Here is a 13,696-nt window from a genome sequence, read left to right as displayed (position 1 = left end):
CCTATCACTAGCGGCACGGCACGGCACGGTCCGTGCCGTTTCGTCAGCATGCGCGGAAGAGAGGTGCCGTGTCAATACGGCACGTGCCGTGCCGCTAGGATTGGCGCTCGTGACCGACGCTCGTACCGAGACGATTCGAAGGACCGCGCTGGAGCTGGCCCGGGAGGCCGGCTACGCGAAGCTGAGCATCGAGGCGGTGGCGGCTCGCGCCGGCGTCGGCAAGCACACCGTCTACCGCCGCTGGCCTTCGCGCGGCCTGCTCTTCCTGGACGCGGTCCTCAGCCTCGACACCGGGGGACTGGACCACCGGGACACCGGCGACATCAAGGCCGACCTGCGCGAGATCATGACCCGGGCCGCCGACCTGCTCGGCCGGGCTCCCTGGGGCCCGCTCTATCAGGACCTCATCGGCGAGGCCCAGCATGATCCGAAGGTCGCCGCGGCACTCCGCCAGCGGTTCATCGAGCCGCAGGCGGCGAACACTGTCGCTCGCCTTCGGACCGCCCAGGAACAGGGAGAACTGGCGCCCGGGGCCGACCTGGACCTCGCCTTCGACGTCCTGTCCGGCGCCCTGTACTTCCGGCTGCTGATCACGCAGCAGCCACTGACCCACGACTACATCGACCAGGTGCTGCACATGGTCTTCGCCGGACTGAGCCCTCGTTAGCGCAGGACGGTCATCGCTTCCGCGAGAGCGTCGGTCGCGTCGAAGATGTCGACCTGGTTGTGCTGGAGCGGGCCGCCCGGCTCGGTGAGCCGGGCGGTGCCCGCGCCGCCCGCGTAGAACGGCGCGAAGCCCATGTCCCGGATGAGCAGGGTGGTGGCCTTGCGGGCGTCCGTGTGGTCGGTGCAGACGAACTCGGCCAGCAGCGGATCGTGACCCCGGCGGTGGCTGAGCACCGAGGCGGGGAGCGTGTTGAGGGCCTTGGCCCAGTGCGCCTCGGGCGCCCACGAGATCAGCTGCTCGAAGCCGCTCGGCGCGCCGTCCAGGACGGGCCCGACCGGGTTCGTCACGTCGATGACGATCTTGCCGGTGAGCGAGTCACCGGCAAGATCGATCGCCTCATGCGCGGTCTCCCACGGAGGGGCGAAGAGGACGACGTCGGCGAACGACACCGCCTCCGCGACTCCCATGGCGGCGCCGTGGCCGCCGAGATGGTCGACCACGTCGCCCAGCCGCTCCGGATGCCGTGACGTGACCGCTACGTCGTGGCCGCTCTCCGCGCACCACTCGGCGAGCGTTGCGCCGAGCTGACCTGCCCCGATGACGCCGATGTGCATGCACTCAGGGTGCCTCGCCGCGACCTCGGACGAGTGGAGAACCGGCATTTTCAGTACAGCCGCCGGATGCCCACTCCCGCGGCCACGATGGCCGGGACGGCCCAGGCCGGGTCGAGGCGAGGGCGCAGCGTGGGGGTCCAGCCGGCGTCGGGGCTCAGATCCGGGTCGTACGTCTCGTTGTAGGCACCCACCAGGTCGACCGGCTTGGGCGTACGGCCGGAGATCTGCACCAGGTTTCCCCGCGTGGTGATGCGGGTGCCCTTCCAGTAGGCGATGACATCAGCCGGCGTGATGTCGGCGCTGAGCCGGAAGTAGTTGTTCTCGGCGTAGATGCTCGACTCGACGCCCACCCCGAGCGAGTAGATGTACTCCTCGTCGGTGGCCACGTAAAGGTTGTCGTAGACGTCGACCTGCCCGAAACGCACCCGCGGGGCCCGCTGGATGACGTTGCCGAACCGGTTGTGGTGCACGGTGACGCGAAGCTTGCCGACGTCGACACCCGGGGTGTCGGTGGAGCCGATCAGCATGGTCTTGTCGTGGTCGTAGTAGTCGTTCCACGAGACGGTGATCAGGTCGGAGCCCCGGATGAAGTCGGTGGCGCCGTCGTGCACCTGATAGGGCCGCCCGAAGTACAGGGGCTGGTCGGCGTCGTGGTTGTTGCCGTCGCTGAACGTGTTGTGGTCGATCCACACGTTGGTGGCGCCGCTGAGCGAGACCAGGTCGTAGAGCGAGTTCCAGTTGCCGGCCGCCCCATCGGTGGGATCCCAGGCGGGGAAGCAGTCGGCAGCGTCGGTGACCTCGAGGTTCCGGACGATCACGTTGCCGGCGTTGGTGAGCACCAGGCTGCCATGGTCGAGGCGGGCCCCGTTGACACCGACGATGGTCGTGTTGCCGCCAACGTTGATCTTTATCTGTTCCCCTTGTACGCGGGCGGACCGCACCCGGGCGTCCTCAAGCGGCCCGGAAGGCTTCGTGGCCCGCCCCCACACGGCCGGGTCGTATGCGGCGAGGAAAGCGTCGAGGTCGTAGGCCGGATCGGCGAAGTCGTCGCAGCTCTTGCCCTCGCGCAGATCGATCCGGCCACTGACGATCACAATCTTCGGCGTGGCGTTCTGCCCGTTCGTGGCGGCGTCCCCGCCCAGCGCCGCGATGAGCTCGGCCCGATTGCGAACAACCGCGATGTGCGCGTCGTCGGCCGCCGCCCCGCCGGTGGTCCCCGCACCGGCAGCACCCCAGCCGTCATCGGCCCCCAGCGTCTGCCGGGCCAGTCGCAGCACCGAGCCGGGAACGGCCCGCCCACGCACATCGGCATGTGCGTTTGTGCTCGGTCCGTCAATAGCGGTCGTCTTTATGTGCGCGGAGGCCGGGGGTGCTGCGGTGAGAGTGACGAGCAAGGCGAGGCCGGCGACGGCGGCGATTTTGGGCATGGCAACTCCTGGGAGGCGGTCGGTGGAACCGCGTTGACGTGCAGGAAAGCGCTTGCCCGCGACGTTGCCACCCGTGGTGATGGTCGTCAATGGAAGGAGCAACGCAGGTTATTTGCAGAGATCGGGGGCCCAGCCGTCGGCGCCACGCAGGAAGGTGGTGGGCGTGTTCGCGGCGGCTTCGTCGCGGGTCAGCTGCGGGCGGTCCGGGTCGGTGGTGGTGCCCGGGGTGACGGCGCCTGGGCCGTAGTTGCGGTATTCGGCGAAACGGGCGTCGCGCCACGGCCATGTGCCGAAGTCGCTCCATGCGGGTGTTCCGATGTGGGGGCCCAGATAGGAGTCGCGGATCATGGTCTGGCCTATCGCGGCCGGGTCGTTGCTCGGGTGCCAAGGGCGGCCCAGGAAGACCGAGCCTGCGGGTGCGTCGGACGTGAATCGGGATCGTGTGAAGAGCAAGCCGTGCGGGTTGGTGATCGAGGTGCTCGGTGCGGTCACGTAGCCGGCCGGGGTGGTGGCCCGGTCGAGCGAATGGATCCGGCACCGGTCGAAGACCGCCGTGGCCCGGCCGAAGATGAAGTCGACGTCGCCCTCCACGTAGCAGTCGCGGAAGTACGCGCGGGCGATCGTCGCCGCGTCGGCGCTGTTCACGTAGAGCGTGTCCTGGTTGCCGAGGAACCGTACGTCTCGGAACTCGGACCGGTCGGCCCGGGTGAGCACCGCTACCGCCTGCCGGTTGGTGATCTCGGGATGGGCCGCCTCGTCGAACAGGTTGGCGAAGGTCAGGTTCCGGGCCCGGAAATCGGCGCCGTCGATAGTCACCGAGGCGCTGCCCGTCGTGCCCCAGGTGCCGCCGTCCGGGCGTGGCGTGCCGTTCGCCCGATTGTCGGCGATCACCACGTCCCGCGGGCGACGGCCCAGGCCGTACAGCGAAATGCCCGGCTTGTCGCGTGAGATCACCACCTGGCCGTGGTAGACGCCGGGCCGCACGCCGATGACCACGTTCCCGGCCGGCGCCGCGTCGATCGCCGCCTGGATCGACGCGAAGTCGCCCGAGCCGTCGGCCGCCACGATGAGGTCCGGTGAGGACAGCGACGCCCCGAGCCGGCCGCCGGGTAACGCAGCCGCCTGGTCGCCGGGTGACGCCCCCGCCTGGGCGCTCGAAGGCGGTGCGGCGACCGCGGCGACCGCGCCGGCGGAACCGGCCGTGATCGCGCCGGCCGAGAGTCGGAGAAACGTACGTCTGCGCATGCCGCACCTTCCAGAAGTGCCTTAGGTAAGGGCTTTCCTGGCGCACGTTAGGCAATTACATCGGCAGACGTCAATGAATTACGTCGATCCTGCAAACGATCCGGGAAGGGTACGGAGGAAGCCGCAGATGAGGCCCATGATCTGCAACTAGAGGGGCCAAGTGCTCTCGCGCAGGATCAGCTCGGCCGGGACGTGTTCGACGCGCGGGGCGTCGTCGGCGGCCGGGTTCAGGGCCAGGGTCATGGCCCGCTCGCCCAGCTCGGTCAACGGGAGGCGGACCGACGTCAGGGCCGGGGTCACGTCGCGGGCGATGGGCATGTCGTCGAAGCCGACGACGCTCAAGCGGCGGCCGGCCGCTCGCATGGCGGCCAGGGCGCCCACGGCCATCGAGTCGTTCAGGGCGGCGATCGCGGTCACCGACCGGTCGCCGGCCAGCAGGCCGGCCGTGATGGCCTCGCCGCCGTCGCGGGTGAAGTCGGAGTGGGTCACGTGGATGGTGGCCCCGTGTTCGGCCGCGGCCCGGTGCAGGCCGGCCAGGCGGTCCACCGTCGTGGTCAGCGATGATGGGCCGGCGATGGCCGCGATCGCGGTGTGGCCCAGCTCGAAGAGATGGCGGCCGGCCAGGTAGCCGCCCTCCTCGTTGTCGGGCAGCACGGCGTCGCCCGGATGCTGGTGGCGGCCGATCACCGCGATCCGGCCGCCCGTGGCCTCGAAGGCGCGCATGCGGTCGTCCAGCTCGGACGCGGCGGTGCTGTCCAGATATCCCGAGCCGGCGATCACGATGGCCGCCACCTGGTGGGCGTGGAGCAGGTCGATGTATTCCATCTCGCGGCCGGGGTCGCGGAAGCTGTTGCAGATGATGACCAGGCGGCCGTTGGCCGTGGCCACGCGCTGCAGGCCCCGGGTGATCTCGGCGAAGTACGGGTCGGAGACGTCGTGGACGATCACGCCGACCGCGTTGCGGTTCGAGCGGGCCAGCATCTGGGCGTGCGCGTTGGGCACGTAGCGCAGCTCGGCCACCGCGGCCAGGACGCGGGCCCGCAGTTCCTCGGTGACCGGTTTCGGGCTGCCGTTGATGATGCGGGACGCGGTCGCGGTCGACACCCCGGCGTGGCGTGCAACATCGGCCAGGGTTGCCATGAGCCTCCTCAGGACGACGGCACGACGAGATGACACCGACAGTTGCCCGGAGGATACCGCCCGCGCTCTTGCCCGCTCGGCAGCACGCCGAGTACGGTCTCAGGAAAGCGCTTACCTCAGGACTTTTCAAGGCCCCGGAGGCAACCAGCATGGATCGAACCACCATCGGCATCGTCATGAACGGCGTCACCGGCCGGATGGGCCTGCGGCAGCACCTGATCCGCTCGATCCTCGCGATCCGCGAGGACGGGGGTCTGCCGCTGCGTGACGGCACCGTGCTCTGGCCCGAGCCGATCCTCGCCGGGCGCAGCGAGGCCAAGCTCCGCGCGCTCGCCGACCGGCACGGTCTCACTCAGTGGACCACCGACGTGCCCGGCGCGCTCGCCCGGCCCGACGTCCACATCTACTTCGACGCCCAGGTCACCAGCGCCCGGGTCAAGGCGCTGCGCCAGGCCATCGAGGCCGGCAAACACATCTACACCGAGAAGCCGGTGGCCGAAAGCCTCGGCGAGGCGGTCGAGCTGGCCCGGTTCGCCGACGCGGCCGGCGTCAAGCACGGCGTGGTTCAGGACAAGCTGTTCCTGCCCGGCCTGCGCAAACTCGCTCGGCTGGTGGAGGGTGGATTCTTCGGGCGCATCCTCTCCGTACGCGGGGAATTCGGCTATTGGGTCTTCGAGGGCGACTGGCAGTCGGCGCAGCGCCCGTCCTGGAACTACCGGGCGGCCGACGGCGGCGGCATCACGCTCGACATGTTCCCGCACTGGCACTACGTGCTGGAGCAGATCTTCGGGCCGGTGCGCGCCGTGACCGCCCGCTCGGTGACGCACATCGACCGGCGGTGGGACGAGAGCGGTTCGCCGTACGACGCGACGGCCGACGACGCGGTGTACGGCCTGTTCGAGCTCGACGGCGGCATCATGGCCCAGATCAACAGCTCGTGGGCGGTGCGGGTCAACCGGGACGAGCTCGTCGAGTTCCAGGTCGACGGCACGCACGGCAGTGCGGTGGCGGGGCTGCACCACTGCCGCGTGCAGCCGCGCGCGGCGACACCGAAGCCGGTCTGGGACCCGGATGTGCCGACGGCGCAACGTTTCCGCGACCAGTGGCAGCAGGTGCCCGACAACGAGGTCTTCGCCAACGGCTTCCGGGCGCAATGGGAGCAGTTCCTGCTGTACGTCGCCGAGGACGCTCCCTACACCGGAGATCTGTGGGCCGGAGCGCGCGGAGTGCAGGTGGCCGAGTTGGGCCTCCAGTCCTCCCGTGAGGGCCGCCGCCTCGAGATCCCGGAGCTTTCCCAGTGATCTTCAGCGGCCGAGGTGGAGAGTTCCGGCAAAAGAAAAATTTCCGATCCAGGATCGCGTACGCGGCGGCGCCCGTCACCGCCGATCCGACGGCGGAGAACATCCCGGGTGCCCCCGCCCGGCTCGACTGGGACGCCACGCTCCGCTTCCGGCATCACCTGTGGGATCACGGGTTCGGCGTCGCGGAAGCGATGGACACGGCGCAGCGCGGCGCCGGCCTCGACTATCCGGCGACCCGTGAGTTGATCAGACGAAGTGCGGGGGAGGCCACCGGCCCGATCGTCGCCGGCGTGGGCACCGATCAGCTCCCGGCCGGCCCGGCCACGATCGACGACATCACGAAGGCGTACCTGGAACAGCTCAGCGACGTCCGCGAAGCCGGCGCCACCCCGGTCATCATGTGCTCCCGGCATCTCGCGGCGGCCGCGAAGGACGCCGACGACTACCGGCGCGTCTACGGCGAGCTTTTGTCCCAATCGGACAGTCCGGTGCTGCTGCACTGGCTCGGCGAGGCCTTCGATCCTCTGCTCGCCGGCTATTGGGGCGGCAACGACACGGTTCTCGACATCATCCGCGAGCACGCACCGAAGGTCGAGGGCATCAAAATCTCGTTGCTGGACGCCGATTACGAGGTCGAGCTCCGCCGCCGTCTTCCCGAGGGCGTCCGCATGTACACCGGCGACGACTTCAACTACCCGTCCCTGATCCTCGGCGACGACCAGGGCCACTCCGAAGCCCTGCTCGGCGTTCTGGCCGTGATCGCCCCACCCGCCGCCGCGGCGTTCCGGGCTCTCGACGGGGGCGACGTGACGACGTACGAGCAAATCATGGGTCCGACTCTGCCTTTGGCCCGGCATCTCTTCGCGGCGCCGACCTATCACTACAAGACCGGGATCGTCTTCCTCAACTGGCTGGCCGGGCACCAGGATCACTTCACGATGGTCGGCGGCGCCCAGTCCGGCCGCTCGCCCCGGCACCTGCTCGCCCTGATGCGGCTGGCCGACGAGGCCGGCATCCTGCCCGACGCCGACCTCGCCACGCATCGCGCCGCGGCGTGGCTCACGACCGTGGGGATGAGCCGATGAAGGGCTTCTCGCTCAACCAGGCCACCACCAAGCACTGGCCGCTGGAGGATCTGGTCGCCGGCTGCGTCGCCGCCGATGTCGCCGCGGTCGGCCTGTGGCGGGAGGACGTGACCGCGTACGGCCTGGAGAAGACGGCCAAGCTGGTGCGGGACGCGGGTCTGACCGTGTCGTCGTTGTGCCGCAGCGGTTTCTTCCACGAGGCCGGCTGGTACGACGAGAACCGGCGCGCGATCGACGAGGCGGCCGCGCTCGGCACCGACACGCTCGTGCTCGTCAGCGGCGGCCTGCCCGGCAGCAGCCGCGACCTCGACGGCGCCCGGCGGCACGTCGGCGACGCGATCGGCGCGCTCGTGCCGGACGCCCGGAGCGCCGGGGTGCGGCTGGCCATCGAGGCGCTGCATCCGATGTTCTGCTCCGACCGCTGCGTCGTCTCCACCTTGGACCAGGCGCTGCAACTGGCCGCGCCCTACCCGGTCGAGGCGGTCGGCGTCGTCATCGACACGTACCACCTCTGGTGGGACGACAAGGTGTGGCAGGGGATCGCCGACGCCGGCCCGCGGATCGCCGCCTTCCAGCTCGCCGACTGGATCACCCCGCTGCCCGAGGGCGTGCTGCTCGGCCGCGGCCTGCCCGGCACCGGATCGGTCGACATGCGCCGCTTCCACCGCGCGGTGGCCGAGGCGGGCTACGACGGCTGGGTCGAGGTCGAGGTTTTCCACGAGGACGTGTGGGCGCGTCCGGGCGCCGAGGTGCTGGCCGAGGCGTACGAGGGATATCGGGCGGCCGTCTCATGAAGTTGTACGACTACGTGACCGAGCCGGACCTCGACATCCGGCTCGGCCCCCGCCCCTATCTGCATCCGGTCCGCACCCTCGCGGGCACGGTCGTCACCGACACCATGCCGTTCGACCATCCGTGGCACCTCGGCGCCTCCCTCACCGTCGCCGACGTCAACGGCTGGAACCTGTGGGGCGGCCGCACTTTCGTCCGCGGCGAGGGCTACGTCTGGCGCGAGGACCACGGCCGCATCCGCCACACGTCACCCGAGGACCTGGTCTGGGAGGACGGCGAGGGCCGCACGCTCTTGACCGAGCGCCGGCTGATTGCCGCGACTCCCGCTTCCAGCGGCTGGGAGCTTTCCTTCTCGTACGCCTTGACGGCCTCCGAAAAGGTGACGTTGGGCAGCCCCGCCACGAACGGCCGCACGGGAGGCGCCGGATACGGCGGCTTCTTCTGGCGCTGCCCGCCCGGAAAAGCGGTGGCCTCGGCCGAGAACGGCAGCGCCGACCCGTCCCTCACCCTGACGGTCGATTCCGCGTACCGCCTGACCTTCAGCGGCCTGCGCGACGCCGACCGCTGGTTCCTGCGCACCGACGACTACATCGGCGTGTGCGCCGCCCTGGCGTACACCGACCCGCTGGTCATCCCGCCCGGCGAAACCCTCCGCCGCGACATCCGTGTATTGATAGAGGATGTCGACTGAGATCGTCTTCGAGACGCATTCCTGGAGCGAGGACAACGACCGCGGCATCGCCACCGGCTGGTTCCCCGGCCGCCTGTCCCCGAAGGGCCGGGAGCTCGCCGCCGAGCTGGGCGCCCGCCGCCACGACGACGGCATCGCCGCGGTCTTCACCTCCGACCTGCGGCGTGCCGCCGAGACGGCCGAGATCGCCTTCGCCGGCACCACGATCCCGATCCTGCACGACTGGCGCCTCCGCGAATGCGACTACGGCACGCTGAACGGCGCCCCGGCCGCCACCTTGAACAAGCGGGCCCACATCGACGTCCCGTTCCCCGAAGGCGAGAGCTGGCGCCAGGCGGTGCACCGGGCCGGCCGCTTCCTGACCGACATCCCCACCCGCTGGTCCGGCACCCGTATCCTCGTCATCGGCCACGTGGCCACCCGCTGGGCCCTGGACCACCTGATCGACGGCGTCCCCTTGGAGGAGTTGGCGACCGCCGACTTCCATTGGCGCGAGGGCTGGGAATACCAGATCCGTCAACCGTGGGGAGTCCTGTGATGATTGTCCGACGTGAACGCTCCGGCGACGCAAGCGCGATCCACGCGGTCACGGCGGACGCGTTCCGCGGCGCGGCGTACAGCGCGCCGCCGGTGGAACCGGGTGGCGATCCCGGCGAGGCGACGCTCGTCGCGTGGCTGCGCGACGATGCCGGCTGGATCCCGGAACTGTCATTGGTCGCGATCGAGGACGAGCAGGTCGTCGGCCACGTTCTCGCGACGCGGGCCCATGTCGGGGAGCGGCCGGTCGTGGGCCTGGGGCCGCTGAGTGTCCTCCCGAGCCGCCAGCGGGCCGGCGTGGGCAGCGCTCTCATGCATGCCGTGCTCGGCGCGGCCGACGCGCTCGGCGAGCCTCTGGTCGGGCTGCTCGGCGACCCTTCCTACTATCGCCGGTTCGGCTTCGTTCCCGCGCAGCCGGCCGGGATAACCGCGCCCGTCGCCGAATGGGGTGACAACTTCCAGGTCCGGACCCTCAGCCAGTACGACGGTCAGACCGGCCCCTTTCAGTACGCCGAACCGTTCGAGCGGCTCTGAACCGGACAGGGCCCGGCGAAGAAGGAGACGGATGCTCTGAGTGCCAGGGCGGACAGGCAGATCAGCCGGGCGACGGGCACGGCTTCACACCTTCACCCGGGCGGCGATCGGCAAGTGGTCGCTGCCGGTTTTCGGGAGGGTGCGCACGTCGGTCACCCTCAGGCCTCGGGTGAGGATCTGGTCGATGCGGGCCACCGGGAGGCGGGCGGGCCAGCTGAAGGCGAAATCGCGGGACGTCTGCACGTGGGCCAGCACGGGGGAGAGGCCGCGGTCCTGGACCGTGCTGTTCAGGTCGCCCAGGAGGATCACCCGGGTGTGGGGCTCGGCGGCCAGCAGGGCGCCCAGCTTGGTCGCGCTCTCGTCGCGCGGGACGGTGTCGAAGCCGGAGACGCCCATGCGGACCGAGGGCAGGTGGGCCACGTAGACGGCGATGGGGCCCCGCGGGGTCTGTGCCACGGCTCGCAGGCCCCGGTTCCAGTCGGGGCCGAAACCGGCCGGGCGGATGTCGATCGGGGCCGCCTCGGTCAGGGGATAGCGGGACCACAGGGCGACCGTGCCCTGGACGCTGTGGTGGGGATAGGCGGCGGCCAGCGTGGTCTCGTACTCGGTGACCGCGGGGTAGGTCACCTCCTCCAGGGCGATGATGTCCGGCTCCGCCTCCATGAGGGCACGAGCGGTGCCGGCCGGGTCGACGTTCTCGTCGCTGGCGTTGTGCTGCACGGCGATCAGGCCGGCGCGGCTGTCGCCGGAGGGCAGCACGTAGCCGCCGAACACGGCGAACCAGGCGATCAGCGGCAGCAGCACGGCCGGGAGCGCGATCCGGGGGCGGCGCCACCACGCCAGGGCGGCCAGGACGGGGACGGCCAGGCCCAGCCACGGCAGGAAGGTCTCCAGCAGGCTGCCCAGCCGCAGGCCGAAGCCGGGCACCCAGCGGTGCAGGCCCAGCAGGCCGGCCAGCAGCACGGACATCGCGATGATCAAGTAGCCCCGCACCGCACGAATGCTCTCAGGGGCGCGCAACCGGGATGACGCGGTCGGGCGGCGCGGCCGGGCGAGGGCGTACGTGCAGAGCGCCGTCGGCCAGCTCGACGCGGGGGTCGGTCCACCGCTCGTCGGGAGCCGGATCGAGGACGTGTTCGATCGCGTGGTCCGCGTCGTAGACGACCAGCGAATTGATCGTGGTGACCAGGGAACCCATCGTGTATTCCTGGGCCGGGTGGTCGTCGGGGCCCTCAGCCTGCACGACGTAGAAACGGTTGGCGAGCCACTGCCCGTACGACTCCATGGTCTGTTCCTCGCCCACCGGCCGGCCGTCGATCCGCAGGCGCCCGCCGGAGAAGACGGCCCGATGACGATTGTCGGCGCTGAAGCGGACCGAGAGGCCCTGGCTGACGGAGGTGAAGGAGTCGCAGCCGCCCGGCACCGGGCCCTCACGGCCGCCGGAACCGGCCGGATCCTGGGAACAGACCTCGGGATCGCGGCAGTCGCGGTCCAGGCGGCGGGTGCAGCCCAGGCCGGCGGCGGCGCAGTCGCGGCGCTCGGCCCGCCCCATCAGCTCGGCCAGTTGCGCCCGGGCGACCTCGTCGCCGAGCAACAGCCTGTACGAGTCCGGGTCGTTCAGGCGCAGGAAGACGTCGACGCCCGTGGATGACCGGCGCAGCCACTCACGCCAGGGCTCGCGCACCCACTCCCACTGCTGCGGCACGCCCGGCTCCCCACGGTCGTTGATCGGACAGGATCTTAGCGGCCGCACCGGCCCTACGCTGGGGCGATGACGCAGGTGGACAGCGCGCTGGCGGCGACCGTCTCGCTTCCGGACTTCCTCGCGAGCAGTGAGGTCGGGCGGCTCACGCTCGACGAGCGGCGGCTCATCGTGCGGCAGGCGCTGCTCCTGCTCGAGCACAACTATGCCCTGCTCGCGTTCAAGGTGGCCCGCTACGGCATCAACCCGTTGCAGCGGCTGCGGCTCCTCGACCAGCGCCTGGCCCGGCAGGAGGACGACCCGGGCCGCGAGTGGCGGCTGCACGAGGAGCTCATCGAGATCTTCAACTCGCTGCGTGACCTGCACACCCGGTACACGCTGCCCGAGCCGTTCAACGGCGCCGGGGCGTACCTCCCGTTCCTGTTGAAGGAGTTCGTGGAGGACGGCCGGCATCGTTACCTGGTCGGGCGGGTGACGGCCGATCTCGGCGACGACTCGTTCGGCTTCGGGGCCGAGGTGACCCACTGGAACGGCGTGCCGGTCCATCGCGCTGTCGAACGGTTCGCCCAGTGTCTGCCGGGCGCCAACCCGGAAGCGCGGCATGCCCGCGCGGTCAGCATGTTCACCGTGCGCTCGCTCGCGTTCGGGCCGCCGCCCGACGAGGACTGGATCATCATCCGGTACGTCGGCCGGGACGGGCAGGTGCGCGAGACACGTCAGGTGTGGACCGTGGTGCCGATCGCCACCACCACCGAAGGGCCGGCCGCCTCGCTCGACACGCCGCTGGGCGTCGACGCCGAAGGGGCCCAGCTGGCCTGGCTGCGTGCCGCCCTGTTCGCGCCGGAAGCCCTGGCCGGCGAGCCCACCAGTCCGGGGATCGTCTCCGAGACGCCGACTCTTTTCGAGGCGCGCCGGGTGCCGGTCGGTGACCGCGTCGTCGGGCATCTGCGGATCCGCACCTTCCTGCCGACCGGCAGCGGCGTGCTCGGCTTCGTCCGCGAGTTCATCCGCCTGCTCGGCCTGCTGCCCCGCGACGGCCTGGTGCTCGACATCCGGGGCAACGGCGGCGGCGCCGTCCTCGCCTCCGAGATGTGCCTGCAGGCGCTGGTGGCCCGCCCGGTCGAGCCGGAGCCGGCCCAGTTCTCGGCCACCCCGCTCAACCTGCGGATCGCCCGGCAGAACGACCAGTTGAAGGACTGGCGCAAGTCACTCGATCAGGCGATCGAGTCGGGCGCCCTCTATTCGGCCGGCATCCCGCTCACCGGCCGCGACATGCTGGAGGTGGTCCCGCAGTCGTACTTCGGCCCGATCGTTCTGCTCACCGACGCCCGCTGCTACTCGGCGGCCGACATCTTCGCGGCCGGCTTCCAGGACAACGGGATCGGCCTGGTCCTGGGCGTCGACAACAACACGGGCGCCGGCGGCGGCAACATCTGGCAGCTCGGCGACCTGCTGGCCCGGCTGCCGAACGCGCCCGACTCGCCGTATCGACCCCTCCCGCACGGCGCGAACCTGTCCCTGGTGATCCGCCGGGTGCTGCGGGTCGGCCCGAACGCCGGCACCCCGCTCGAGGACTACGGGGTGGTGCCCCGCAAGCTGCACCGGCCCACCCGCCGCGACCTGCTGGAGGACGACGCCGACCTGTTCGCCGAGGCGGTCAAGCTGCTCGACGAGCTGCCCCGGCGCCGCTTCGACGTGGTGCTGGACGAGGTGGACGGCCGCCTGACAGCGTCCTTCTCGGTCTCCGGCGTCGACCGGGCTGACGTGGTCGTCGACGGCCGCCCCCGCTGCACGACCGACCTGGGCGGCGACGAGGGCCCCCTGGAGATCCCGGGCGCCACGGGCGGCCGGGAGGTCCGCGTCCTCGGCTTCGACCGGGGTGAGCTGGTCGCCCTGCGCACCTTCGTCCGCAAGACCCCGGGCCTGAGATTGCGGCAGACCCTGGGCGATTAACCTGGGTG

The 13,696-nt window shown here is 70.7% G+C and carries 14 protein-coding genes; 8 read left to right on the top strand and 6 right to left on the bottom strand.

What is annotated here, in order from left to right; genetic code table 11:
• Nucleotides 1–109 precede the first annotated feature (109 nt).
• Nucleotides 110–667 carry a TetR/AcrR family transcriptional regulator gene (locus tag ACFY36_RS09050; protein ID WP_499745374.1) on the top strand — a complete coding sequence of 186 codons (558 nt, stop codon included), beginning with the start codon at nt 110–112 and terminating at the stop codon, nt 665–667.
• Here ACFY36_RS09050 and ACFY36_RS09045 read toward each other — a convergent pair.
• The 4 genes from ACFY36_RS09045 to ACFY36_RS09030 form a co-directional block, all read right to left on the bottom strand.
• Nucleotides 664–1,281 carry an NADPH-dependent F420 reductase gene (locus ACFY36_RS09045; RefSeq protein ID WP_499745373.1) on the bottom strand — a complete coding sequence of 206 codons (618 nt, stop codon included), beginning with the start codon at nt 1,279–1,281 and terminating at the stop codon, nt 664–666. The genes ACFY36_RS09050 and ACFY36_RS09045 overlap by 4 nt on opposite strands.
• A 50-nt stretch (nt 1,282–1,331) precedes the next feature.
• Complete coding sequence (locus ACFY36_RS09040; RefSeq protein ID WP_499745372.1) at nt 1,332–2,708, bottom strand: pectate lyase family protein; 1,377 nt, start codon at nt 2,706–2,708, stop codon at nt 1,332–1,334.
• Nucleotides 2,709–2,816: 108 nt separating this feature from the next.
• Nucleotides 2,817–3,953 (bottom strand): pectinesterase family protein, encoded by a 1,137-nt coding sequence (locus ACFY36_RS09035; protein ID WP_499745371.1) that lies wholly within the window; start codon nt 3,951–3,953, stop codon nt 2,817–2,819.
• A 147-nt stretch (nt 3,954–4,100) separates the two neighbouring features.
• Nucleotides 4,101–5,093, bottom strand: coding sequence for a LacI family DNA-binding transcriptional regulator (locus ACFY36_RS09030; RefSeq protein WP_499745370.1), 993 nt, complete (start codon nt 5,091–5,093; stop codon nt 4,101–4,103).
• Between the two features lie 149 nt (nt 5,094–5,242).
• On the opposite strand from ACFY36_RS09030, the gene ACFY36_RS09025 reads away from it, so the two are divergent.
• Genes ACFY36_RS09025 through ACFY36_RS09000 form a run of 6 tightly spaced genes read left to right on the top strand, consistent with a single transcriptional unit; the run spans nt 5,243 to nt 10,033 of the window.
• Complete coding sequence (locus ACFY36_RS09025) at nt 5,243–6,394, top strand: Gfo/Idh/MocA family protein (protein WP_499745369.1); 1,152 nt, start codon at nt 5,243–5,245, stop codon at nt 6,392–6,394.
• Nucleotides 6,391–7,479: a dihydrodipicolinate synthase family protein gene (locus tag ACFY36_RS09020; protein WP_499745368.1), complete on the top strand. Its 1,089-nt coding sequence runs from the start codon at nt 6,391–6,393 to the stop codon at nt 7,477–7,479. The genes ACFY36_RS09025 and ACFY36_RS09020 overlap by 4 nt, the downstream gene beginning before the upstream one ends.
• Nucleotides 7,476–8,273 carry a sugar phosphate isomerase/epimerase family protein gene (locus ACFY36_RS09015; protein WP_499745367.1) on the top strand — a complete coding sequence of 266 codons (798 nt, stop codon included), beginning with the start codon at nt 7,476–7,478 and terminating at the stop codon, nt 8,271–8,273. Before ACFY36_RS09020 ends, ACFY36_RS09015 begins: the two co-directional genes overlap by 4 nt.
• A complete protein-coding gene (locus ACFY36_RS09010; protein WP_499745366.1) occupies nt 8,270–8,962 on the top strand; it encodes a DUF6807 family protein in 693 nt (230 codons plus the stop codon). Before ACFY36_RS09015 ends, ACFY36_RS09010 begins: the two co-directional genes overlap by 4 nt.
• Nucleotides 8,952–9,500: a histidine phosphatase family protein gene (locus tag ACFY36_RS09005; RefSeq protein ID WP_499745365.1), complete on the top strand. Its 549-nt coding sequence runs from the start codon at nt 8,952–8,954 to the stop codon at nt 9,498–9,500. Before ACFY36_RS09010 ends, ACFY36_RS09005 begins: the two co-directional genes overlap by 11 nt.
• Nucleotides 9,500–10,033, top strand: coding sequence for a GNAT family N-acetyltransferase (locus tag ACFY36_RS09000; protein ID WP_499745364.1), 534 nt, complete (start codon nt 9,500–9,502; stop codon nt 10,031–10,033). Before ACFY36_RS09005 ends, ACFY36_RS09000 begins: the two co-directional genes overlap by 1 nt.
• Nucleotides 10,034–10,117: 84 nt before the next feature.
• Here ACFY36_RS09000 and ACFY36_RS08995 read toward each other — a convergent pair whose 3' ends face one another.
• Nucleotides 10,118–11,026, bottom strand: coding sequence for an endonuclease/exonuclease/phosphatase family protein (locus tag ACFY36_RS08995; protein WP_499745363.1), 909 nt, complete (start codon nt 11,024–11,026; stop codon nt 10,118–10,120).
• 13 nt (nt 11,027–11,039) lie between these two features.
• Nucleotides 11,040–11,738, bottom strand: coding sequence for a hypothetical protein (locus tag ACFY36_RS08990; RefSeq protein WP_499745362.1), 699 nt, complete (start codon nt 11,736–11,738; stop codon nt 11,040–11,042).
• A gap of 66 nt (nt 11,739–11,804) precedes the next feature.
• Here ACFY36_RS08990 and ACFY36_RS08985 point away from each other — a divergent pair, with 66 nt between their 5' ends.
• Nucleotides 11,805–13,688 carry a S41 family peptidase gene (locus ACFY36_RS08985; RefSeq protein ID WP_499745361.1) on the top strand — a complete coding sequence of 628 codons (1,884 nt, stop codon included), beginning with the start codon at nt 11,805–11,807 and terminating at the stop codon, nt 13,686–13,688.
• Nucleotides 13,689–13,696 lie beyond the last annotated feature (8 nt).

Source organism: Actinoplanes sp. NPDC000266 (genome assembly GCF_042899005.1).
GTDB lineage: Bacteria > Actinomycetota > Actinomycetes > Mycobacteriales > Micromonosporaceae > Actinoplanes.
Note: the sequence above shows the minus strand (reverse complement) of the source record. Positions and strands in the feature narration are given on the sequence as shown.